We start from the raw sequence: 22964 nt of genomic DNA, 5'->3' as shown, positions 1-22964 counted from the left end.
CGATCCGATCATGGTCTCACCTCGAAAGTACCGGCCAACGCCGCGGCGGAGTCCCCCCCCACCCAGACGTCAAACACCGATGGCTCCTGCACCCAGTCCTTTGCCGCCGCGCTCCAGTATCGCAGTTCGTCGGGGCCGAGTTTGAAAGTCACCTTGCGCTTTTCGCCCGGCTTGAGCGCGATGCGCTGAAAGCCCTTCAGCTCGCGCATCGGCCGCGAGGTCGATCCCACGCGCTGGTGGATGTAGAGCTGCGCCACTTCGTCGCCCGCACGACGTCCGGTGTTGGTCACGATCACCGTCACCGTCGTGCTTTCACCGGGCTTGATCGCGGACGACGCGACCTTCAGATCGGAGTAGCCGAAGCTGGTATAGCTCAGCCCGAAGCCGAACGGCCAGGCTGGCTCATTGCTTACCTCCTGGTATCGCTTGAAGGCGTCCTTGGGCGCGAAGGAGGGAAGCCGAGCGTACGTCATCGGCGCTTGCGAGGCGCTGCGCAGCCAGCTGATCGGTAGCTTTCCCCCTGGTGTCGCATCGCCGAACAGCAGGTTCGCCGTCGCTGCCGCGCCCTGGCTACCCGGATACCAGATGTCGAGGATGGCGCCTGCCTTGCTGTCCTGGATCGACAAGGGCCGTGCGCTCATCAGCACGACGACGACGGGCTTGCCGGTGGCGGTGACGGCGTCCAGCAGTTCACGCTGGCGGCCGGGCAGTTCGAACGAGGAGCGCGAGGCGTTCTCGCCGCTTTGATTCTGTGCTTCGCCCAATACTAGGATCGCGACTTCCGACTGTTTGGCAAGTTCCACCGCGCGGGCGATCTCGGCGGTCTCATCTAGCGGCGGCTTTCTGACCTGCGTTCTGGCATCCATCATATCGAAGCCGGACGGATGCAACCTTGGCGGAATGCGCACGCCTTCCGAGTAGAGCACCTTAACTTGACCGCCAACCTTGCTTCGTATGCCGCTCAGGATGCTGTTGCTGCTCGGCTTATTGAAACTGAATATCCAGGAACCGAGCACATCGCGCGCCGAATCAGCCAAAGGCCCAATAACTGCCAGCGACCTAAGTTTTCCGGCATCTATCGGCAAAAGCCGATTGGTGTTTCGCAACAACACTGCGGAACGTTCCGCAGCGATCCTTGCAGCGGTTGCGTTCGCTGGATCGGTCCAAACCTTGGCCGCATGTGCTTCGTTCACATAAGGATTGTCGAAGAGGCCCATCCGGAACTTGGCGGCTAGAATTGGGCGTACCATGGCATCAAGCTCTGCGCTCGTCACCTTACCCGCGGCGATTGCGGCCGGTATTTTGGCCATGTCCGACGCTTGGCCTGCAGAGACCATTTCCATGTTCGTGCCGCCTTGCAAGGCCTTAATGGCCGCATCGGTACTGTCGCTGGCCACGCCATGCGTGACGAGCGAATTCACTCCCGCGTTGTCGCTCGTAACCCAGCCTTTAAAGCCCCACTCGCGACGAAGCACGTCATGCAGCAACCATCGATTGCTTGCAGCCGGTACCCCGTTGATCGGCATGTAAGCAGCCATGATGTTTCCTGCGCCAGCATCGACTGCAGCTTTGAAGGGCGGAAAATACAGGTTACGCAGTTGACTGGCAGAGACCTCGACCTCGTCATAGTCACGTCCACCCATCGACGCGCCGTAAGCTGCAAAATGTTTGGGGCCTGCGATGATGCGGTTTGGAGCACCGATGTAAGACCCTTGAAAGCCGCGCACTTGCGCTCGCGCCATGGCCGAGCCGAGGTAAGGATCCTCGCCCGCACCCTCGACGATGCGCCCCCATCGGGGGTCGAGGGTAACGTCTACATTGGGGGCGAATGTCCAATGAACGCCAACTGCCCGAGCCTCCGCGGCGGCAACTGCCTGCGATTTCTCGACCAACGCCGGGTCCCATGTCGCGGCGAGGCCGAGGGGAACTGGAAAGATCGTGTGCAGTCCGTGGATGACGTCGAACCCAACCAAAAGCGGAATCTTCATTCGCGTCTGTTCGACTGCAATCTTCTGTGCGCGGTTAAGTGCTGCAGGATCGGTGGTGAACAACACGGCACCGGCATGTCCGGCAGCAATCTGCTTGTTCACCACGTCGGCATAAGCAGGAACTTGAGCTACGTAAAAGAATACACTGAGTTGTCCCGCCTTTTCTTCAATGGTCATCCTGTTGAGGAGTTCGTTGACACGGTTGTCGATCGCCGCGTCATTCGGAGAGAGCGCTGTTGACGCAGGCATGCTGGAATTGGCGGGAGCGATCGCTGGCAGGAGCGCGCAGCCTAACATCAGGCCTACTGCGAAAGTCTTGGCAAGACGGCGCATGATCCACGAGCTCCTGAATTCTTCTGGTCCGCTCGCCGCGATCCGGTCTGATGCGGAGCCATGATGTTTTTGTCTGGCCGGTGTGGTCCGACCCGACGGGAAAATGACGGGAGCGGTGGCGGATTTTCCGCCACCGCTCCCATCGATCAGTCGATATCGTCAGCGCGAGCCGAACGAATAACGTACGTTCAGGCCGAATTCGCGCGGCGGGGTCATCGTGATGCCCGTGTAGGTGCTGGTGGTGCTGGCGCTGGTCGGGCCGGTCAGGATTGGACCCGTCGGACCAAAGCCACCAAATCCAAGCTGCTGATAGTTGGTGACCAGCGGCGCACCACGCGACAGGGCCTTTTCGGTTTCGAACAGGTTCTTGGCGAAAAGCGCGACTTCCCAGTTGCCCTCTGGATCGCGGATACCCGCGTAGAGGTTGACGAGGGCATAGCCGCCGACATTGTCGAAGCGGCTGGTCGGGTCAGCCTGCGACTTGCCATTGTACGACGCCAAGCCACGCAGGTAACCGTCGACGCGATCCGAAATCGGGATGCGGTACTCGCTCTGCAGCGAGGCCGAGAACGGTGCCTGAAGACCCGAACGGATCGAGGTCTGACAGGTTGAAAGGTTGTTCGCGCCAGTCACGCCTTGCAGCGCAGCCAGGGTCGGTGCGGTTGTGACCAGGTCAGGATTGCCGTCTTGGTTGATGTCGGTGCAAGGGATGGTGCCATCCTTGATCTTGCCCAGCGAGTAGCTGGCGACCAGGCCCAGGTTCCAGCGATCCGAGACCTTGAAGTTTAGATCGCCTTCGACGCCATTGACCTCGACCGGCACGGCACCGACGAAGTTAAATTGCGCTACTTCCTGACGCACGCCGGTCACTTGGCCGGTGGCGTTGCGCACGGCCGCCGTGTTGACGAAGAATACGCCGTTCGTCGGACGATAAGGATAGTTCTTGAACGTTTGATGGTAGGCGGTGACGTTGAGGTTCATGCGACCGTCAAGCATCGTGCTCTTAAAGCCGACTTCGTACGACTTCGACGTTTCAGCCGGCAGGTTGCTAAAGCTGCGCTCCAACGCCGATGGCACGATGTTGAAGTTACCTACCACGTTGATGCCGGGACGGAAGGAGCTGCCGGTGCTGGCATAAACCATGAAGTCCGGCGAGAAATTGTGCTTGATGGACCCGGTATAGATCCACTTCTTCTCGTCTTGTCCGTCGCGGGCGATGATCGGCCCACCCACCGCCAAGGTGTTATTCGACTCATAGTCGATGTGACGCAAGCCGCCCGAGATTTCGGTCGCCGAACCCAGGTGAGCTGTCAGGTTGCCGAAAAACGAGCGCTCCTTGCTTACGCCACGACGTTCGATCGGCGTGTCGACGATCGTTGCCAGACCACCACCGAACGCCACCGGCAGCCGCACGGCGGTGCGACGCAGAAGATCGGTGGGAGCACTGTTCCGCTGCTGGAAGTAACCGACGACGTAGTCGAGGAAGTCGAACAGACGATCCTGGTTCTGCAAGCGGACTTCGTGGGAGGTCGACTTGGAGCGACTGTCCGTGTCCTGAAATACGTTGCGGCCCGGAAACACCACTGCGGAGTCGAGCGTAGTGCGCGACTGCACGTCTTGCGTGGAATAGCCACCTTGATAGATCAGCTGCTGCCCCAGCGCACCAGCTTCGACACGCCAGTTGTAAATGTTGTACTTTTGATGGATCCGAGTCGGATCGACTTGATCGCTAAGGCGGTCGCTAGTGTCGATGTACACGGGGCTGGGCAGCGCAGCCGGGTTCACTTCGCTGAACGAAGCCACCTGATCGTAGCTGCGCACGCGCCGATCCATGTGCTGATAGACGCCTTCAAACTTCAGCCAGTCAGCCGGTTGTACGATGGCAGAGACGCGACCCGCTTCTGTGCTTGCGGAAGGATCGCGACCGCCGAAGTTAGAATTGATCGTCTTGACCCGGTTCAATTCGTTCTGATCGATAACACCGGCTACGCGGATCGCGGCGATGCCCTCGATGATCGGCAGACCGAACGCGCCACGAAAGTTGAGCGTGCCGATGTCGTTGGCGGTCATGTCGACCGTGCCGCCAGCTTCGTAAAGGTCGGGCTTGCGGGTGGTGACGGTGATTGAGCCTGAGGGCGAAGCGATTCCGCGAAGGGTGCCTTGCGGACCGCGCTGCACGTCGATCTGTCCGACGTCGAACATCTGCTGAAGTACGAGGCCGGCGGTGATCGGCGCGTCGTTCATGTAGAACTGGACAGTAGCGTTGAAGCCGCTCGCGTTCACGTCGAAGTTGACGCCGCGCAGCTTGGCGCTGCCACCAACGCCGTTCGACTCCGTTGTCAGCTCAAGGCCAGGGACGACGTTCTGGACCTCGCGAAAATCGCGGAAGTTGAGCTTGGCGATTTGCTCCGAGGTCACGGAATCAACGACCGCCGGAACGTCCTGAACGTCTTCGTCGCGACGGCGGGCCTGAACGATGATCGTATTATCGGGCCCGCTGACTTCATCATTACCAACGACTTGAGCTAGTGTCGGCGTCGAAATGGCAGAAATGCTCGCCGACGCGAGCAACAACTTACAAACAGTCCTCATTGTACCCTCCCAATTGTAACTTTCCTTACGGATATAACTCAGACCATGTTGTGTAAGGCATATGCGGCGCAACTTGGAACATGAGGCGAGATCAGAGCGCGCGTATGGCCCGGCCATCGACGCCGATCATCTCACAGACCCGAGAATGCCGTTCGATGCGCTGACGTGATTGATGATCCGTTGACGTTTGCCCTCATGCTCTCACCCACATCGCCGCGGCTTGACTTACCGCTTAGCGAGCATAGAACTACACGGAGTAGCTTTTAATGCAAGCATGAACTCTGAGTTATTCGCGGACGGGCGCTCCGATAGCCCGTGACAGGCGTGGCGCATTGCCTCGGACACGTGCGGTCGCCTGCCTTCTTTTTCAGCAAATCGGCATGTTCCTGCTCAACATCGACATCCAGGAAGGACATCTACCTTGGACGCCCCGCATTACCCTCCGGCGAAGGCCTACATTGCGCCGCGTCGTATCCCTCGCGTGCTTTCCTCCCATGACACGCCGATCGCGGTGCTTCAGTCGATCCCTGCAGCTTGGGCGATCGTCAACAAAGAGATCCCCGGCATGGATCGCCGGATCGGCAACGAGCAGCTTCAGGTGCACCTCGGCAACTTCTCGTTGGCCTCGCTGCTGGTGTTCGGCGTCGTGCAGCCTGAACCGCTGAAGCGCATCGACGAGCAATTGAAAGCATTGGGAGAGGTCGCATGACGAGCCTCGGACGACGTCCACTCACCACAACCGATCGCCGCACGACCTTGATCCTCGCCGCTGGAACCGCACTCCTCCCTATTACCGCAGCAGCTTCGCAGACCGCTGAAGTCGGAAAGTTGGACGAACAACGCAATCGATGGCCGCTCAGAGGCATCTCGTTCGATGGCGATTGGCGGTTCTTCCGCGGTAGCGCTCTAGGAGCCGAGGCGCGTTCCTTCGACGACTCCGCTTGGCGCAAGCTCGACCTCCCGCACGATTGGAGCGTCGAAGACTTGCCCGGTAGCGCGGGACCCGACCAGATCGGTCCCTTCGACAAGAAGGCGATCGGCAAAGGCGCCACCGGCTTCACCGTCGGGGGCGAGGGCTGGTATCGCAAGCACTTCCGCCTCGACGCCTACCCTGTCGATGCGCGCTTCGAACTGCACTTTGACGGCGTCTATCTGGAATGCGATGTCTACCTCAATGGTACCCGAGTGGGCGGGAGCGTGCATGGTTACATTCCATTTGCGCTCGATCTCACGCCGCAGATCAACCGGGCCAGCGACAACGTCATTGCCGTGCGCGTCCGCAACGAAGGGCGCAATACGCGCTGGTATGCCGGCTCGGGCATCTACCGCCCTGTCACGCTGAACGTGCTGCCCGCCACTGGCCGCATCGCGCATTGGGGCGTCTCTGCTTGGACGCGGCGTTTTGCGAACGGACGGGCCGACGTAGTGGTGAAAACCGTGATTGAGCAAGCGCAAGGACTGGAAGTAATCACGCGGCTGCGCGACGGATCGGGTGCAGTAGCAGCGGAAGCGCGCTCCCCCGGCTCGGCGCAAGTCGAACAGATGCTAAAGCTCAAGGGCCCACGCCTGTGGTCGCCGGATGAGCCGAACCTCTACACACTCGAGACCGAACTGCTGCGTGGCGGCATTGTGATTGATCGGCTGGAGCAACTCTTCGGCGTGCGCATCGTCACCTTCGATCCCCAGCGCGGCATGTCGATCAACGGCAAGCCCACGAAAGTGCGAGGCGGCTGCATCCATCACGACAATGGTCTCCTGGGTGCCTGCGCCTATGGCGATGCCGACGAGCGTCGCATTGGACTGCTTAAGGCGCGCGGCTTTAACGCCATCCGCAGCTCGCACAATCCCTCTTCGCAAACGCTGCGTGACGCTTGCGACCGCCTGGGCATGCTGGTGATCGAGGAGGCATTTGATGCCTGGCACGAGAGCAAGGAGCCGCAGGACTTTGCAACTCACTTCCGCGACTATTGGCGCGAAGTGATCGAGGCGATGGTACTGTCGAGGCGCAACAGCCCCTCGATCATCATGTGGAGCATCGGTAACGAGATACCCTCTCGCGCGACCGACGAGGGTGTCGAGTGGGAGTGGAAGCTCGCCAACGCCGTGAAGCAGATCGACCCCACCCGGCCCGTGACGGCGGGCCTCAACGGTGTGCTTGGCCAGGAGATGGTTGTCGCTGCCGGGACCGCTCGGCCTGGCCGCGCGGGTAAGGTCGACAATGCTTCCACTCTGTTCATCGACGTACCCGGCTACAACTACCGGCTCGAGGACATCGAGCCCGAGCACGTCACCCATCCCGAGCGCGTGGTCTATGCCTCGGAGACCTTCGCGCGCGAGGTGTTCGACTATGCCGCGCTGAGCGAGCGCGCACCCTACTTCCTGGGCGAGTTCCTGTGGACGGCAATGGACTACATCGGCGAGGCGGGACTGGGAGCGACGGCGTTCCTGAAGAAGGGCAATCCGCCATTCTACTTCGCGGCCTGGCCTTGGGTGAACGCCTGGTGCGGCGATCTCGACCTGATTGGTCAGCAGAAGGCGGCCTCGCTCGCCCGCGACGTGGCTTGGGGGCTGAGCCCGCTGGAACTGGTCGCGGCGCGTCCTGCACCCGAAGGGACTTATCCCTGGGCCGCCAACTGGGGCTGGCCCGACGAAGTTGCCAGCTGGAACTGGCCAGGCCAGGAGGGCAAACAGATAACGGTGCGCGCCTATACCCGCGCGCAGAAGGTGCAGCTGCTCCACAACGGCAAGATGGTCGACGAGAAAACCCTCAGCGCCGACGACAAGCACACCATCGAGGCGACCGTGCCTTACGCCGCCGGCACGCTGGAGGCGGTCGCCTTCGTTGGCGGGCGTGAAGTCGCGCGGCGCAAGCTGGAGACGGTCGGACCGGCTGCCGCCTTGCGCATCGTCATGGAGGGCCCTTCGCGTCGCAAGGGACGCGAGGCACTCGCTTATGCCCGTATCGAAGTAGTCGACGCACAAGGCCGCGTGCTGCCCGAGGACGAGCGTATGGTCTCGCTGGACCTTTGCGGAGCAGCGGAACTGGCGGCGTTCGGCAGCGCCAATCCGCGAGCTGTGGGTTCGTTGCGCGCTTCCCAGGCGCGGACATTCCGTGGGCGGGCACTGGCGATCCTACGAGGGACCACCGGAGGCATGGTCACGATGAAGGCAACGAGCCGAGGACTACCCGCAGCATCCGTCAGCACCATGCTGGCATGAAGCGTTTCGCACTGCTGATAGCCACCGGCGCACTCCTACCCGTCCAGCACGGGTGGCGCGCGCCGGCGACGACGTACGAGAGCCCGGTGCTTCACGCCGATTTCTCGGACCCGGATGTTATCCGTCGTGGTGAGGCGTACTACCTCGTGTCCTCGAGCTTCCACTTGTCGCCCGGCTTGCCGATCCTGCGCTTGACGGATCTTGTCCACTGGACCATCGTTGCCCATGTTCTGCCCTAGCTGTCGGACACACCGGCGTACAACCTCAGCCTGCCCGTCGCCCTCACGGATGCCGCCACCTGCGGCACAGGCTACGGCGGAGCGCCTTGAGCGCCATCGATTTGCGAGCATGGCGGCCGTTTCTTTGTCTACTGGGCCACGCCCGACGAAGGCGTGTTCATAGCAACCGGCTCCCGCCCTGAGGGCCCTTGGAGCCAACCCACGCGAGTGATCGCCGGCCCAGGCTACGAGGATCCCCGCGCCACCTGGGACTGCAATGGGCTTGGAACCACAATCTCGACAACACCGCCTGGAGCCTTAGCGAGCACCGCGGCTTCCTCCGTCTCAACGCCCTGCCCGCCAACCAAATCGTGCGGGCGCGCAACACACTGACGCAAGTGCTCGTCGGTCCGGCCTCCACCTACACGGCAAGCGTCATGCTGGGACCGGATGGCTGATGGCCAACGGGCGGGGCTGACGATGTTCAACGCGCAGCCGAGTTGGATCGGGGTGGTGCGCGCAGGCGACAAGGTCAACCTGGTGCTATCCCGCGCCAGCATTGACCGGACGCTGGCCGATCTGCCCACCGGCCTGGACCGGATCGTAGTGCAAACCCGGGTAAATGCGGAAGGGGCGGTGACGTACAGCTACAGCCTCGACGGAGCGAAGACCTTCACCATGGCGGAGCCAGCCTGCAGGCTTGCGTTCTACGGCTGGTGGAAGGGAGCACGGCCTGGCCGTTCACCTTCAATCCGCTCGGCCGAGCAGGCGCGATTGACGTTGACCGGTTCCAGGTCAAGCCCGGCGGCTAAGCGGCGCGGCCCATGTCACCCAAAGCGAGGTTGAGCAGCACGCGCATGGCTTCCCCGGCGGCGCGAGCATCCCCCCTGGCAATGGCGTCATAGACCGCCTGGTGGTCAGGCACGGGGTCGCGCGGTGAAAAGCGGGCCATTTGCTTGAAGCGGGTAGTCCATTGGACCGCAGCCTCGATCGAGCCGCTTAGCGACATGAAGGCCTCGTTCTCAGTGGCTTCAAGCAGCACCCGGTGAAACTGCCGATCCGCCTCCTGTCCCGCATCTCGTGCCAGGCCGACGCGTGCCATCGTTCCTACGCATTCGGCCATGGCCGCGAGCTGCTCTGGCGTCCGGCGCATAGCGGCGAGTTCGGCGGCGGCGGGCTCTAGAACCCCGCGCAGCTCGAACAAATCGCGCACGAAGCGCTCGTCCGGCTCCTGCCCGAACATCCAGGCGAGCATCTCGGGATCGAGCAAGTTCCATTTCGCCCGGTCGGTGACATGGGTGCCCGCCTTAGGACGGCTCTCAACCATGCCCTTTGAGATCAGGATGCGCATCGCTTCGCGGTACGCAGTACGGGAGACACCAAGCGCAGCAGATTGCTCAATTTCACCGTCGAAGGGTGCTCCCGGCTCGTATTTGCCCGAGAGGATCGCGGTACCGATCTGGCGGGCGATTAGCTGATGCAGCCGCTCCGCCTTTTCGTCGCCGCGCTTCGCCATCAATTCACTCCTAATCGTCGAGCGGTGCGACCTGCTCGATCCTCCCGCACATCGAGGCATCTGCTACCAGTCGCAATGGGGCGAGGTCCACGTTTGATGTCGCAAGATCGTGCAACGACGACAAACCGATCGTGGAGATTTGCGTACTTACGCTCTTGAGGTGTCACTTGCTCCTTGTTGGCGATCCTGCCGCAAGCGATGGGACGATGTCACCGCTGGCTGCCGAGGCGAGTGGTATGATCAAGGCGCCGAACACCGCCACCAGCCTCACGAGGTCGATACCAGAACCGGGAACTTCAGCGCAGTGCCGCCGACCTCGCGGACTCCATCGCCACGCAGCTGGCGAGCACCAGAGTTAACCGTTGCAGGGCGAAAAGCCGCTACCGGTCTGAGCGGTGCCGATGTGCAGCCGCCGTAGCGCAGCTCCTGCTGGCTCAGGCCGAAGTTCAGGTAACGCGCCATAAAGAGCGCCAGCGTGTCCACAGTATCGGGGGTGTCAACCAAGCCGCCGATCGCGGCTTCGCCTATCGCTCGCCTGACTTCGACATCATGATCTGATCACTCGATTGATCTGTGATGATGGGTTATATACTCCTACAAAAGATAGACTACATGGGAGAGCGAACATGGCGGGACTTATCGCGGCACCGAGCGGCCAGATGGTCGCTTCAACGACAGGCACACCGAGCCGATCGAAGGTCACCGGTTCTGCTGACCAGGCTCTTCTTCATGTGCGGCGTCGGACTGAGCTACACGCATACGATTATCATCAAGCACGCGGGTCATCGGATGTGATCGTGCCCGGCCCGCTGATCATGGCAAGCGCCTTCCGCCCCGTTATGACCGCGTCTGCGGAGGCGCGGGCGTGACGCGCCGGTCGACCATGCTCGCCGCCGCACTGGCTTTGACACTTGCTGCCGTTCCCGCCATGGCCGCACCGGTGGTAGACTGTCCCTTGCGGGAGTCTCCATTTTCGATCGACTCGCCTTTGATTGACGTGCTTCTCAGCCCTGCGGCGACCGACGTGGTGAGACGCCTTGGCCCCGATCGCTTCACGCGCCTTCCGGCAAGCTTCGCCGGTACGACTGCGCCGAGCTTCGCCGCCATCGTATCGCTGCGCAACGCTTCCGGGCTCGGCGGGATTGAACCGGATAAACTGACCGCGCTCGATCGCGAACTCAGGGCCATTCCGGTGACCGAGGATGACAAGCGCGCCCGCTGCGCCCGCTACGACAACGATGTGCCGCGCTTCAACATGCCTGTCGGCAAGCCGCGCCTGCTGTTGTTCGAAAAGATCAACGGGTTCGAGGATACACCCTCGGTCGAGGCGGCGCATGCCGCTTTCCTGGAGATGGCGGGTCGCCAGGGTTGGGCCATCGTTTCCACGACCAGCGGCGGCGCCATGAACCCGGCGATCCTGCGCCAGTTCGATGCGGTGATCTGGAACAACGTCAGCGGCGATGTGCTGACACTTGCGCAGCGTAGCGCCTTCAAAAACTGGATCGAGAAAGGCGGCGCATTCATCGGCATTCACGGCTCGGCCGGCGATCCGGTCACGTTCTGGGACTGGTACGCAGATACGCTGATCGGCGCGCGGTTCCTTGCGCATCCGATGGCGCCGCAGTTTCAGCAAGCTCGGATCGCGACGGAGCCACACCACCCGCTCTCCACGGCGGTGCCTGCGGAGTGGGTGATGAACGACGAGTGGTATTCGTTCAGAACAAACCCAAGGTCCAGCGGCGCGCAGGTCCTCGCCACGCTGGACGAGCGGACCTATTCGCCCGTCGGCCATAGCAAAGTCGACTTGCGAATGGGGGACCATCCGATCGCCTGGACGAAATGCATCGGCAAGGGCCGAATGTTCTATTCCGCCATTGGACATCGGCCAGAGACCTACAGCGCGCCCAACTATGTCCACATGCTTGAGGCCGCAGTCGCGTGGGCGGCGGATCGGCGCAAGCAAGGATCGTGTAAGCGATGAGCACGGACGTGAACTGGTCCGAGCGGTTCCACGATCAGCAAGGATGACGTTGCTGTTAGCGTGGCTTGGGAACATCGCATCTGCGGTTCGCAGCCCAACTAACGAGCAATCATGAGGATAGTGTTTGCTTACAATTGGTTCATCTTACCAGCGACTACTATCGCCACAGACGATCACTCACGTCGCGGTAGGTCTTCTCGCTTTTAGTATCCACCCGGTGCAGCACGACCGATGCCGCTTCCGTTACCGCACAATGACACGCGCCCGGTCTAGGTTCTGTATTCGCCGATACGAATTGGCCATCTCGCCCTCTCGGTGGGAAGCGGCGCACACGCCGACGTAGACCGTGCCGGGTGCATTGAACGTGTGCGACGCTTCGTTTCGCATAGAGCGGCGCCGTCGAGCCACCTTTGCCGCCTGCGAGAACGAGCCGTCTCCGGCGAAGCCCCGTTCCGCCGACGTAACGTACCCGGCACCTGGCGCGAAAGAGAGCTCTCCAGCGAATTTGACCGGCTGCTCTACTTCACCATGATCGCATTGCGGCCCTCCACGCTGAGCGCGACGAACGGTTGAATGCCCTTGCGCTCCGCCGCACTGGCGGAAACTTTCGTCTGCCCCTCATTGATGGCGTACTCGGTCGAAGCCGACGGGGCAGGATCCCTTTCTTACAAAACCGAGACGATCAGGCGCGCATCATCCGGTTTTTGGGCGGGAGCTGCTGCCCTACCCAATCATGGGCCAACTCGAACCCGCTTTCCGGATCGTCTTTACCCGCCTCGTCAGCCTGCTTCGGAACCGCTCGGGGCGTGCGAGCGCGACTGATAGAAGCTCGCCATTGGTACCGTGTCGCGCGTCGATGACGACGCCCTTGTAGGCGATGCCGTAGGCTCCACCCACCGTCGATGTGAAGACGTGACCGATGGGTGCAAAGCCGTTCTGGGCGGGACGCGTTGTGCTGGAACACCCAGCCTTGACCGCTCCAATCCATGCGATCGACGAGTAGATCGAAGCTGTCACTACCAACGAAGCCGATGATGGCGAAGACCTCAAGCAGGAGGAGTGCTGCCGGCGCGATGGCCTCGTTCGGGGTGATCGGCGTCGCGTTGGTGACCGCGGTAAAGAACGTGGCGATCGGATTGGGCACAGCAGGACCCAGATCAACGTGCCATGCGTCATGGATGGCAATCGCGGCGTCGATCGCTGCCGCGGCGACGACCCAGCCTACGTAGTGGGTCATGACGGCCACGATGGTGACCGCCACGAGCGCGCTTATAGCGGTGAGGGATTGCTCGGGCCGGCGCGCCCCTGCTCGTCCGACACGAAGGTTGAAGGTCGCCAAGGCCACGAGGCCAGGCAACAGGATCAGGACGCTGGTGAGAAAGCCCAGCGTGAGAGGCACGGATTACTTCTTCGCGGACGAGCTGGTGGGAGCGAAGGAATACCGCCAGCTGACACCGTCTTTAACAACGCGCCCTGCACCCTTTGCCGCCCGACGTTCGGTCTCGAGGCGGATCAGTTCTGAATAGCCGCCGACCTTTCGCGCGGCGGCGCCGGCCCGGCGCTGTTCGTCGGTTCTCATGATCGTTGCCATGTGGTCAATGTAGGCAATGTCGATCGGAACGTTCACCTCCGCGACACGCAGCGCAAGGCGAATTGCTGAGATGCTTAGAAAAGCAGGTCAGTGATACCGCGACGATGCTTAGCGACCGAGCGAGCGTGAATAGATCAGCACCAGCTCTGCCCGCGACCGTGCTCTGAGCTTCGACCGTGCTATCTCCAGGCCTGGCTCGACTTCGTGTGGGGGTATCTCGAGGCTGGCAGCAATCTCGTTCGACGTCTTGCACTGCAGAAGAAGATCAAGAACGTCGCGCTCGCGTCGGCTCAATCGTGCAAGTGGTGGTCCGGGAGGCAACGTGTTTGTGCGTTCAGGCGAACCTTGGAACCTGCCCGAACTTTGGGATTGAGCCATGAGCCCTCTCTCTTGGTGCACGGATGCTACAGTGCGACGCATTAGCAGATAATGCATGATCTCTCTGAGACAGGTAGACGGTCAAGGCAGGATGAGCTGTTGTGTGGTTCTTCCCCATATGCATGTGGTTCTTCCACATATGTGATCACCCTGATATCACCTGAACGGAACCGCCACTTATTAGTATCTGTTAACCAACGTGACGCTTCACACTGCTTTACATGTGAGTCCGTTTTCAGGTCTTGCCAGGATGCAACGCCGAGCGAGAGAAAGGGACCCGCAACCTTGTTGAGCCAGCAACAGGCGGCAGAAATGCTGGACCAGCTGACCTCCAAGCAGACAGAGGTGCTGGATCTGCTCCTCCGCCACCTCACCACCAAAGAGATCGCCCGCGAGTTGAATCTCGCGCCTAACACCGTCGATCAGCGGATCGCATCCGTGCGTGACAAGTGGGGAACGCTCAACCGTAAGGACACTGTTCGACAGTACACGGAGCTGCAGGCCATATGTGGAAAAACCACATATGGTTCGGAGGGCATCGACGAAGCTTCGACAATCTCGGTAGGTGAGGATGTCCCCTCGCCAAGCGAAATGAACCTCGTTGTCGATCCTCCGTCCGTCGGCCCAGCGGCCCATTCGCAGAGCGCCGAGCGGACCTTTGGGCTGCAGCTGGTAGACGAGCGGTTGGGGAAGATGGGACGGTGGGCGCTGGTGTTCATTTTCGCGGCGACGATTGCGGTCACGATCGCGGCAACGCTGGCCATCGCGGACTCGTTGGGTCGCATGTTGTGAGCCCCGCCTCGCCGCCCACCACTGCGCCGAAGCATGGTACCATTCGTTTCCTCGTGCTTCAGGCCAAGCCGTGGAGCTGAGCGAGCTTGTCCTTCCCTATCAGGTCTTCATGGCCGCGACGTTTGTCGTCGTTCTTTGGAAGGGTGACGCGCCGGAGCGATTGGGTGTCGCCTCGATCGTGGCCATGGCCGCCTATCAGCTGACCATGGAGAGGATCGTGCCTAGTCAGTTCACCTCTGTCGATGTGGCGTCCCTCGGAGCCGATATCATCGGGTTCATCTGCTTCGGAACACTGGCGCTTTATGCACGACGGATCTGGCCGCTTTGGGCAGCGGCGCTGCAGCTCCTTTGCCTTAGCGCACACTTCGCAAGGTGGGCGTCGCTCTCTGTCTCGCGGGAAGCCTACGCACTCATCCGGGGCGCACCCACGGCATCGATCTTGATACTGATGCTCGGGGCGACGATCCTGTGCATCGCCTCGCGTAGGCGGGGTGAGACTGATCCACCATGGCAGGACTGGGCAGCGATAAGCCGGAAGCGCGGGAAGCTATGAAGCCGGCGTAGTGGACCATCCCGGTGGCGCGGCGAGCTCAAGCTTCTTGTCATAGAGAGCCTTCACGAGTTGCGGGATGAACTCCCATGATCGCTCGCTGGCGGCAAGAAGGACATCCCGATCGGCATCTTGAGAAATGCGTGTTTTGACCGCTTCTCCCATCGTGCCCACTGCATGCGATCCCAAGAGACCCAGAAGGCCACCCTCTGGCTTGTGCGCGAGCACGTAAGCCCAGGTCTCCAGATCAGGCGCGATTGCTTCGATGAATCCTGTTGCCCAGGCAGTGAGGTCGAAGTCGCCCTCCTCTGTCACCGTCAAAAGCGGCGTGTAGCCGTTCTGATCTTCGGTCAGCGCGGCGCGAATCTCCGCCATCCTATGTTTGAGGTGCGCGACCGCTCGCCCCTGGAGTGTTCCGGGTTTGGCATTAAGAGCTGGTTCGCCGACGATCGTCGCAATCCATTGCTCATCGGGAAAGCTGCGCAGGCTAACGACGGCGCCGGACAAGACCCCGTCCACAAGCGGGACTTCGGGTTCGTCACCCTGTTCGCCTGCACGCCAAGCTTCGTAATCCTGCCAAGCCATACGGTTTCGTTCCATCACCTCGAATGGTGCTTATCGGGTCAGCCTATGGAAGCGCTAGACGCTTGTCCGGATAGAAGCGCTAAATCGATAATCCGGTAATTCCAATTACCAGCGCCGCCGCGCCGGCCAGAGCCTTCCAGGCTGAGACCCGGACGGCTGCGCTGTTCTCAAGAACGCGCGTTCGGGTCCGGACCATATGGGTTCGGATGCCGGCATATCCGTCCCATAGATCCGTCGCCCCCCAAAGCAGCAGCACGAGAGAGACGACGGTGACAAGCTCGCGGGGCGGAAGATCCCCGATCGCAAGGGAGATAAGTGCGCCACCGATGATCGGGAGCGTCACGACGTAGACGATGCCGAGCAGGTTCCAGATCCTGTACGCGGGAGGTCGGAAGAAATCTGGCACAAGCGCGAGCGGCCGGTGGCACTCACCGCAAAGGCCAAACAGTCGACGATGCCGCCAAGGCGACAGAACTCGTCGGCAGTATGGGCAGGTCGTGCGCGGCACCGATGCCATGTTCATGGCCTGTCTCGCGCCGGGGCAGCGTAATCGACGCGGAGGTGATCGAGGCCATGACGCTCGCCCTCTGCGACGATCGTCTGCCCGACAAGCGATCTGAGATCCTTTTCGGTCTCAAGTAGCCAGGCCCCGTCATCCGTCAGTAGCACCGGCCCCCGCTGGGCGAGCTGCAACTTGCCCGTGACGCGCAGCCGCGTGCTCGACCTTTCTGCCGGCACGGGCGGGATGGCGCCGTCGTCGTGGCGGCGCACCTCGCGGGCGATCATGTTACCCGTGCCCCTTTTCCTTGCAGAGGCCAGCGGCCTCATCAAAGCAATCGGGGCAGTCACCCTTCCCCGCCTGGTGCTCGGGACAGTCAGCGCAATCCTTGTCGGCGCAGTGCTCGCAACTGCCATCATGCTCATTGCAGTGCTCGGCCGAGGGCTTGTTGAAGCGCGCCTGCATCTCGGCGAGGCTCGCGCCATTGGCTGCCTGCTGCAGATTGGCGGCCTGCGCCTTCATCTGTTCGACAGCGGCACTGGCGCGCTGTTCCTGTTTCTCGAAGGTTTGGGCCATCGCCGGCGTGCTGACGGCGGCGAGAGCGAGAGCGGTGAGGGAGATAATGGTCTTCATAGGGATGGTCCTTGCGATCGGCAGCTAAGTTCAGCCGAGATTGATTTGTGTTAAGTAGCTAGGGAGCGGTTGGCTGAGGCGCGGCGGGGCTCGTGGGAGCGGTGGCGGATCCTGGAGGGTCCGTGCGCGCCTGCACGTTGCGTGCGATCTTGCGGTACGCGTCCAGCACGGCATGAGCGGTCACAAGGCCCACTGGCGTGCTGGTGTAGGCACCTCCGAGCGCGCCGACGCCCAGGTCCAGCAGCAGGCCGCCACCTGCAACGGTGATGTCGCGCTTGCGCGCTGAGCCGGTGGCTACTGCCACCTGCAGGCCGGTCTGAACCTCGACTATGGTCAGCATCACCTGGCTCTGCAGGGTCTTCGTCTTGAGGCCGACCGCCGAGCCGAAGGCCCCGCCGATCCCGCCGCCACCGCCACCGCTGTTGCCATCGGAGTAGAGAACGGAAGCGCTCAGGAGGTAGTCGGCCGCGCGCAACGTAGCCTTGTTCAGGGCGGTACCGTTCGCGACGCTGCCGCCTGCGGCGAGTTCGCGTTCACGCTGCAAAGCATCAAAGGCGGCCCCGCGCTCGACCAGCGCGAAGCAGTTGGACTGGGCCGTGAGCAGCTTGAGGACCGGAAGTGGGTCGACCTTGGTGGGTCCGCCATTCTGGCGCTCGGCCATTTGCATGAGGGCGCGCATGCCGGGGGGCAGCTGATCCTCGACTTTGGGTGCGCCCTTGTCCTCGACGAGGGCGATGCTGCCGAGCGGCTTACTGCACCGAGGCAACTCGGCAGTCTCATCGACGCCCATGCCGCCCTTGCCCAGCCTCTGCGCGTTGGCGGGTTGAACAGCGAGGACAGCGGTCATCGCTGCCACCAGGAAGTGTGTTCGCATGGCTAAGGATCCTTTTAGAAGAAGCCGTCTTTGCGGCGCTTGTCGGCATCGTCGAAGCCGCCGCTGGGGATGGCGGATCGGCGCACGCCAACGTCGCACCCTCTGCTGTCCTCGCGGATGTGCAGGTCACGCGGATCGATGTTGTTGCGCTTGGCCCATTCCTCGGCCTCGCGGCGCGAGCCGAAGTTGCCGGCATCATCAAAGTCAAAGCTCATGCTAGTTCTCCTAGAGTTTGTCGGGATCACTCATCATTTGAAGGGTAGGCAGCCCGCCATGCGGCCGGCGTCTTAGGTCGATGCCGTTGCCGCCGCGGTGCTCGAAGACCATGGGCCGGGCGACAGTTTCGTAGGCGGTGTTGCGGCCGAAGAAGCGCTCAGGGCCATGCCACTTCATGCCCTCGATCAGCCGCATCTCGTAGGTGCCGCGCGGCACCGGCACGCGCACACGGTCGTTGCCGTGGACGTAAACCGAGAAGACATGCTGGTGGGTCTCGGGATCGTATAGCTGCACGACGGCATTGGCGTCGGAAGTTTGGACAACGAGCGAGCTGGTCACGCGCTTCATGCTGAGATCTCGCGCGACGGTCACGCTCCCGGAATTCGGGAACGTCACCTCCCGCTCGACGTCGGGAAGCCAGCCATGGCGCTTCCCATCTCCGAACATCGGAATTGCGATCAGTAGCGCGCCGAGCCCGAGTGGGAGATAGCTGAGCCAGGCAGGCCGGCTCTTCGCTTGGCCAGGACGCCACCGGTTCTTCTGGTAGTCGAAGCCCCGGTTCTTGGGCTCGAACCAGGGTCCTGCCTTACCCTTGGGCTTGGGCGAGCCTGCAAACCCGGGGTGCTTGCTTTTGACCGCCTCGCTTGGATCCTGCCCGATCCAGCTCGCGCTTCCGAGCGGCTTGCTGTCATCCAACTCGACACGGGTTTTTCGGTCGTTCCATCGCTTGGCATTCCAGCGATTTTGGTTGGGTCGCATGTAATCGCGATCATCAAGTGCCATGGCTGTTCCCCCTGTTCCGCCTGTCATGTCAGTGACTTCATCGTGTCGAGGTCGCGCACGAAGTGCTTGTATCCGCCATAGGCGAGGTCGAGTTTGTCCCGGCGTGTTCTGGCCCGGTTCTTGTTCTTGTACGGCTTGCCGATCTGCTGGCCGGTCTGGCGGTCAATGATGGCGTACACGGCCACCTCCCGCCTGAAGCTGCGGCTGCAGGTCAAAGGCAGCGGCGAGATGCCGGCGCACGCTGTGCGCGGTCGGCTTCTCCGAAGCGGGGAGCCGCAGCGTGAAGTAGCCGGCCGCGCCGGTCATACGATCGCGCCGCGCATCCTGCTCTGCCCGGTGCGAGCGATCGTCGAGCTCGATCAGCATGACGATCGCGCCGCTGGCCCGATCTTCGACGACGTAGTCGATGCGCTTGCTGGAGAAGCGATTGCGCACCGTCGTAGCCTTGGACCGGTTCAGCCCCGCCTTGGGGGCCATTATCGCGCCCATCGAAACCTGGGCGTGGATCCTCGCCCACGGGAGCGCGTCCTCGATGTAGCCGAACGTGCGCCGCTCGGTGGGCGTCATGAGCGGCATCGGCCGGACAGGCAGCGTCGCGGCGCCGAAGCCACCGAACAGCCCCTTGAGCACCAGAACCGCGCCCAGGATCGCCAAGACGGGCAGCAAGGAGTGGATGAGGTCGGCGTTACCCATCGCGGCTTACCGCCTGCCTGGGCTTCGCAGGCGGGTCTTCCTGCGCACAGGCGAAGAGCAGGCCGCTCAGCGTGAAGACGGTGATGAACGTGCTCCACACGCCCTTCCACAGTGCCATGAGCATTTCGGGATCAGGCGGGACGATGCGCCGGCGCCGCGGCTCCGGCACGACAAGCTCGATTCCGTCGTGGACGGGCGCGATGAGGCTATTAGCGTCGGCGGACATGCTTACCTCCGATTGGCAGGAAATGGTTTGGTGGGACGCGATGGTCGGGATCGGGGCCTGCGGGGCCGGCCTCGGCAGCTTGTGCCGCGATGGCCTGACGCGATCGGCGCCGGGCGAGCTCCCACATCGTCCAGAGAGCGATGAGAGCCATTCCGCATAGGACGGCGAGCATCCACTCCTGCAGCTGCTCGGTGCGCTGCAGGCGCTCGATCATCGCGGTGCAGACCCGGGCCGTGCTGGTCTGCGGATCGCACGCGCGCTCGATCCAGGTCTGAGCCAGGCGGTCCCATTGCGACCATAGATGCAGGGCAGGCGCGGTCACAGGCTGAGGTCCAGGCCCTTCTCGGGCACAGGCAGCTGCGGTGTGATCGGGGCCTTAGGCTGCGCGCGCAGCGTTTCGCGATCGATGGTGGGCCTTGCGACGATCGGCGGCGCGCCGGCAGCTTGCGGCGACCGGATCGGATCGATAACCTTCTCGCCGATCGCCTCGAGCGCACTCATCTTGTTGCCCGGGTTGCGGTCGATCGTGCGCAGCAGGGCCTGGCTGTCGTTGGTGACGATCGTGATGTCCTCGCGGACACGGGTCGCCATGACGTGGCCGAGGCGCTGGTTCGATAAATGAAGCTCGTTCGAGTTCATGGTGCCGATGCCCTTGTCGGTCGTCATGCCTTGGGCCTGATTCATGTTGATCGCGTAAGCGAGGCCAAGCCGCTCCAGCATGCGGTCGCCCGATGCGAGATCGACGATGGCGCCGTTGGCGGTCTGAACCCGCACGGTATCGGCATCGACGTGCAGCACCTTGGCGCTGGCAGCATTGTCGAGCCCCCGCTGCTTGTCGGTGGCGTTCCAGAAGATCCGGTCGCCCTCATGAAGCTTTACCCGGTCCTTCTCGAGCAGCGTGAAAGGGTCGCGATCGTCGCTGGGGTCCATTTTCTTGGGGTCGAGGCGCAGCTTGTTGCCCTGCTCGTCGGTGAGATGGACCTTGCCCTGGTCATCGACCCGCTTCACCTCGTAGCGGCCGCGATCGAGCCCTGACGGGCCGTTCCTGGCGAACACCTCGATCACCTGCCCGCGCTTGTAGGTCGCAGGGTATCTCAGGAGCTCGCGCTCGGTGTTGACGGCGGTGAGCGTCGTGAGCGCCCTGCCCTCGCCCTTGATCGTGCCTTCGTCGCGCAGGCCAGACTGGATCGTCTTGTTCAGTTCCGAGCGGGCATCGCGGCCGGACGAGTAGACGGCGGTTCGCTCCCGGTCCTGCGCGGAAAGATCGAGCCACATCTTGGCGGCGATCGGAAGCATCTGATCGCCGGCCTGGATCACCCGCTCGCCCAAGACCTCGAATGCGGCGCGAAACTGGCCTTGTCCGGTCAGGGTCGCGACCGCCTTCATGTGGTCGGTCATCTGGCGTTGGCTCGTATCGAGCCGGGCCATGGAGGGATCATGGCTCTGGACGAGGCTGAAGGCCTTGCCTGCGTCAATCGGCTGCAGCTGCTTGCGGTCGCCTATCAGCACGAGCCGATCGACCTCCAGCGCATTGGCGATCGTGACGAGGTTGTTCATCTGCTCGTTGGCGACAAGCGAAGCCTCGTCGAGGACCAGGACCTTGCCGCGCAGCGCCTCGCTCGACGCCTCGAAGCGCGGACCCTCACCGCGCAGGGCGCCGCGCAGGTGGTCGTTGACGAAGGACGATACGGTCTGTGCCGGGATCCCTGCCTCGTCCTTGAGCATGTTAACCATCTTGTTGGCTAGCGCGAGGCCGACGACGTCCCTGCCTTCTTCGTGGGCGACCTTGGCCAGGGTCTCGATCAGGGTTGTCTTGCCAGCGCCAGCGACGCCTTGGACCACGACGGTGCGGTCGGTACTGGAGAGCGCGAGAATGGCGGCGCCGAGCTGCTCGCCATTGAGCGGCCGATCGCCGGCGACGGCCTGGAGCCGGTCGGTGGCTTGCGCTGCCGGGACGATGACCGAACTCGCCCTTCTGCCCTCGTCGATGCCGGCAAGGAGCTTGCGCTCTTGCGCGATGTGGTCTGGGGTGGTGACGAGGGTGAACACGCCATCATGGCGGTCAGACTTCCCGGCGATGAGTTCGCCGCTCTCCAGCAGCTTGTCGATGCGCGCATCGACCCGGTCGAAGGTGACGCCCTTGATCCCAAGGTCGAGCGCCTGCTTGGCGACCCGGCCGGGATCGAAGGCGGCCTCGCGTTGGCCAAGGATGCGGACGGCCGACGCCACCGCCATCTCGGTTCTGAGGTCTGCCGGCGAGAGCAAGCTGCGCGCCAGGCCGTTGGTGGTCAGAGGATCCCTTGGTCTGAGGTACTCGCCTAGCGTATCGCGCAGCTGCGCATAGAGCTCGCGCATGCCTGAGAGCGTCCCCGCTTCCCGCTCGGCGTAGCGATCCGGTCCGCTCGCACGAGCCTTTGCCTCGGCGACCAGGTTGCTGCCATCGAAGCCTAGCTCCGTAGCCCGCTCCCGCCATGACTGACCCAGGGCAGCGCGGTCCTCGACGTTCAGCTTGTCGTCGCGCGTGCGCTTGGTGATCTCGCGCAAGGTCTCGGTATCGCCCCGTCCCTTTCCCAGCTGCTCGGCTTTGGCAAGGATGTCCTGCCGTCGCTGGCTGAACTCGTCGATGATGGGCTTCGGGACCCCCTTGATCTCGAACTGCCCGTGCTTGCCGGTGATCTCGGTGCGGTAGCCGATCTTCTCCAACTCAGCACGGAGCGCGGCATGGTACGTAGACCCTATAACGGTGTTGTTCTTCCAGATCTCGCCATTCCAGAGCGCCTTCCATGTGCCCTGGCCAAGCTTGGTGATCGCGGCCACGACGGCGTGAGTGTGCAGCTGAGGGTCGAGCTTGCGCGAGGTGTCGTGCTGGAACGTCGCATATACGAGATTGCCGGTTCGCACCGGCTCACCATTGCGGCCTTGAGAGTAGTCCCGGGCCTCTGCGTGCTTGCTCTCGATCATCTTCATCGCGGCGAGGACCGCCTTCTCCTGAGCAGCCAGAATCCGCTTGTCGCCGGTGACAAGAGCCAGGATGCTGACGCTCTTGGGAGCGGAGAAGGTCAGGTCGAGACCAGCACGTCGGTTCTCGGTCGCGTTGACGATGGTGCCATCAGGCAGCTTGCTGTTCAGCAGGTTCTCGAAGGCGTCCTTGTCCACCTCGCCGCGAAGACCAAGGTCCTTGGCACCGGCCCCGCCCCACGCGCTGACACCTTCGGCATGTTCCCCGGTGTAGTAGTCGTCCTTGGCGAAGTAGCTCGCGGCACCTGCAGCCGATCGGACCGTCGCAATCGAGTGCAT

Annotated in this window: 26 protein-coding genes and 1 pseudogene; 8 read left to right on the top strand and 19 right to left on the bottom strand. The window is 62.5% G+C overall.

From position 1 onward, the window contains the following. Positions 1–8 precede the first annotated feature (8 nt). Both bglX and HNO88_RS12430 read right to left on the bottom strand, forming a co-directional pair. Positions 9–2321, bottom strand: coding sequence for a beta-glucosidase BglX (gene bglX, locus HNO88_RS12435; RefSeq protein WP_246381675.1), 2313 nt, complete (start codon positions 2319–2321; stop codon positions 9–11). A gap of 159 nt (positions 2322–2480) precedes the next feature. Then, positions 2481–4895, bottom strand: coding sequence for a TonB-dependent receptor (locus HNO88_RS12430; protein WP_246381673.1), 2415 nt, complete (start codon positions 4893–4895; stop codon positions 2481–2483). Positions 4896–5334: 439 nt separating this feature from the next. Here HNO88_RS12430 and HNO88_RS12425 point away from each other — a divergent pair, with 439 nt between their 5' ends. The 5 genes and pseudogenes from HNO88_RS12425 to HNO88_RS12400 all read left to right on the top strand — a co-directional run bounded on the left by HNO88_RS12425 (position 5335) and on the right by HNO88_RS12400 (position 9196). Beyond that, complete coding sequence (locus HNO88_RS12425; RefSeq protein ID WP_184245635.1) at positions 5335–5622, top strand: hypothetical protein; 288 nt, start codon at positions 5335–5337, stop codon at positions 5620–5622. A 275-nt stretch (positions 5623–5897) separates the two neighbouring features. Continuing rightward, positions 5898–8132: a glycoside hydrolase family 2 TIM barrel-domain containing protein gene (locus tag HNO88_RS12420; protein WP_512698570.1), complete on the top strand. Its 2235-nt coding sequence runs from the start codon at positions 5898–5900 to the stop codon at positions 8130–8132. Continuing rightward, positions 8129–8569 (top strand): annotated as a pseudogene (locus tag HNO88_RS22855) (family 43 glycosylhydrolase); the annotation flags it as partial. The gene HNO88_RS12420 and the pseudogene HNO88_RS22855, both read left to right, overlap by 4 nt. Next, positions 8560–8808, top strand: a complete 249-nt coding sequence (locus tag HNO88_RS12405) for a beta-xylosidase family glycoside hydrolase (RefSeq protein ID WP_184245626.1) — start codon at positions 8560–8562, stop codon at positions 8806–8808. The pseudogene HNO88_RS22855 and the gene HNO88_RS12405, both read left to right, overlap by 10 nt. After that, complete coding sequence (locus HNO88_RS12400; protein WP_184245623.1) at positions 8801–9196, top strand: hypothetical protein; 396 nt, start codon at positions 8801–8803, stop codon at positions 9194–9196. Before HNO88_RS12405 ends, HNO88_RS12400 begins: the two co-directional genes overlap by 8 nt. Here HNO88_RS12400 and HNO88_RS12395 read toward each other — a convergent pair. Together HNO88_RS12395 and HNO88_RS12390 are read right to left on the bottom strand one after the other, a co-directional pair. Continuing rightward, complete coding sequence (locus HNO88_RS12395) at positions 9159–9866, bottom strand: FadR/GntR family transcriptional regulator (protein ID WP_184245619.1); 708 nt, start codon at positions 9864–9866, stop codon at positions 9159–9161. The two genes, HNO88_RS12400 and HNO88_RS12395, sit on opposite strands and share 38 nt — an antisense overlap. A 267-nt stretch (positions 9867–10133) precedes the next feature. Beyond that, entirely contained in the window at positions 10134–10370 is a 237-nt protein-coding gene (locus HNO88_RS12390; protein WP_184245616.1) for a hypothetical protein, read from the bottom strand. Between the two features lie 361 nt (positions 10371–10731). Between HNO88_RS12390 and HNO88_RS12385 the strand changes: the two genes are divergently transcribed. Then, on the top strand, positions 10732–11847 hold the full coding sequence (locus tag HNO88_RS12385) for a ThuA domain-containing protein (RefSeq protein ID WP_312857069.1): 1116 nt from the start codon (positions 10732–10734) through the stop codon (positions 11845–11847). Between the two features lie 682 nt (positions 11848–12529). Here the strand turns inward: HNO88_RS12385 and HNO88_RS12380 are convergent. The 3 genes from HNO88_RS12380 to HNO88_RS23000 all read right to left on the bottom strand — a co-directional run bounded on the left by HNO88_RS12380 (position 12530) and on the right by HNO88_RS23000 (position 13816). Then, positions 12530–13246, bottom strand: a complete 717-nt coding sequence (locus HNO88_RS12380; protein ID WP_184245613.1) for a hypothetical protein — start codon at positions 13244–13246, stop codon at positions 12530–12532. A 3-nt stretch (positions 13247–13249) separates the two neighbouring features. After that, positions 13250–13474 (bottom strand): hypothetical protein, encoded by a 225-nt coding sequence (locus HNO88_RS12375; RefSeq protein ID WP_246381734.1) that lies wholly within the window; start codon positions 13472–13474, stop codon positions 13250–13252. A 72-nt stretch (positions 13475–13546) separates the two neighbouring features. Further along, on the bottom strand, positions 13547–13816 hold the full coding sequence (locus HNO88_RS23000; protein WP_184245610.1) for a helix-turn-helix domain-containing protein: 270 nt from the start codon (positions 13814–13816) through the stop codon (positions 13547–13549). A 288-nt stretch (positions 13817–14104) separates the two neighbouring features. Here HNO88_RS23000 and HNO88_RS12365 point away from each other — a divergent pair, with 288 nt between their 5' ends. Continuing rightward, positions 14105–14608, top strand: a complete 504-nt coding sequence (locus HNO88_RS12365) for a helix-turn-helix transcriptional regulator (RefSeq protein WP_246381669.1) — start codon at positions 14105–14107, stop codon at positions 14606–14608. 70 nt (positions 14609–14678) lie between these two features. Next, positions 14679–15161, top strand: a complete 483-nt coding sequence (locus HNO88_RS12360) for a hypothetical protein (RefSeq protein WP_184245607.1) — start codon at positions 14679–14681, stop codon at positions 15159–15161. On the opposite strand, the gene HNO88_RS12355 is transcribed toward HNO88_RS12360, so the two are convergent. The 12 genes from HNO88_RS12355 to mobF form a co-directional block, all read right to left on the bottom strand. Further along, complete coding sequence (locus HNO88_RS12355) at positions 15156–15743, bottom strand: UPF0149 family protein (RefSeq protein ID WP_184245604.1); 588 nt, start codon at positions 15741–15743, stop codon at positions 15156–15158. The two genes, HNO88_RS12360 and HNO88_RS12355, sit on opposite strands and share 6 nt — an antisense overlap. Positions 15744–15822: 79 nt before the next feature. Next, positions 15823–16266: a hypothetical protein gene (locus tag HNO88_RS12350; RefSeq protein ID WP_184245601.1), complete on the bottom strand. Its 444-nt coding sequence runs from the start codon at positions 16264–16266 to the stop codon at positions 15823–15825. Next, entirely contained in the window at positions 16263–16529 is a 267-nt protein-coding gene (locus HNO88_RS12345; protein WP_184245598.1) for a DUF5818 domain-containing protein, read from the bottom strand. Before HNO88_RS12345 ends, HNO88_RS12350 begins: the two co-directional genes overlap by 4 nt. A 1-nt stretch (position 16530) precedes the next feature. Continuing rightward, positions 16531–16875: a hypothetical protein gene (locus HNO88_RS12340; protein ID WP_184245595.1), complete on the bottom strand. Its 345-nt coding sequence runs from the start codon at positions 16873–16875 to the stop codon at positions 16531–16533. 58 nt (positions 16876–16933) lie between these two features. Continuing rightward, the gene (locus tag HNO88_RS12335) at positions 16934–17749 is read right to left on the bottom strand and encodes a CsgG/HfaB family protein (RefSeq protein WP_184245592.1); all 816 of its coding nucleotides are present in this window, start codon (positions 17747–17749) and stop codon (positions 16934–16936) included. 14 nt (positions 17750–17763) lie between these two features. Beyond that, positions 17764–17964, bottom strand: coding sequence for a hypothetical protein (locus HNO88_RS12330; RefSeq protein ID WP_184245589.1), 201 nt, complete (start codon positions 17962–17964; stop codon positions 17764–17766). A gap of 10 nt (positions 17965–17974) precedes the next feature. Next, positions 17975–18748: a hypothetical protein gene (locus HNO88_RS12325; protein ID WP_246381667.1), complete on the bottom strand. Its 774-nt coding sequence runs from the start codon at positions 18746–18748 to the stop codon at positions 17975–17977. Between the two features lie 23 nt (positions 18749–18771). Then, positions 18772–18927: a hypothetical protein gene (locus HNO88_RS12320; protein WP_184245586.1), complete on the bottom strand. Its 156-nt coding sequence runs from the start codon at positions 18925–18927 to the stop codon at positions 18772–18774. Beyond that, positions 18911–19441: a DUF2726 domain-containing protein gene (locus tag HNO88_RS12315; protein ID WP_184245582.1), complete on the bottom strand. Its 531-nt coding sequence runs from the start codon at positions 19439–19441 to the stop codon at positions 18911–18913. The genes HNO88_RS12320 and HNO88_RS12315 overlap by 17 nt, the downstream gene beginning before the upstream one ends. After that, positions 19434–19667 carry a hypothetical protein gene (locus HNO88_RS12310; RefSeq protein WP_184245578.1) on the bottom strand — a complete coding sequence of 78 codons (234 nt, stop codon included), beginning with the start codon at positions 19665–19667 and terminating at the stop codon, positions 19434–19436. The genes HNO88_RS12315 and HNO88_RS12310 overlap by 8 nt, the downstream gene beginning before the upstream one ends. Beyond that, positions 19651–19989 carry a hypothetical protein gene (locus HNO88_RS12305; protein ID WP_184245575.1) on the bottom strand — a complete coding sequence of 113 codons (339 nt, stop codon included), beginning with the start codon at positions 19987–19989 and terminating at the stop codon, positions 19651–19653. Before HNO88_RS12305 ends, HNO88_RS12310 begins: the two co-directional genes overlap by 17 nt. Continuing rightward, the gene (gene mobF, locus HNO88_RS12300) at positions 19986–22964 is read right to left on the bottom strand and encodes a MobF family relaxase (protein ID WP_184245572.1); all 2979 of its coding nucleotides are present in this window, start codon (positions 22962–22964) and stop codon (positions 19986–19988) included. The genes HNO88_RS12305 and mobF overlap by 4 nt, the downstream gene beginning before the upstream one ends.

Source organism: Novosphingobium chloroacetimidivorans (genome assembly GCF_014204535.1).
Lineage (GTDB): Bacteria > Pseudomonadota > Alphaproteobacteria > Sphingomonadales > Sphingomonadaceae > Novosphingobium > Novosphingobium chloroacetimidivorans.
The sequence above is the reverse complement of the archived record's forward strand: the minus strand, read 5'-3'. Positions and strand labels throughout refer to the sequence as shown.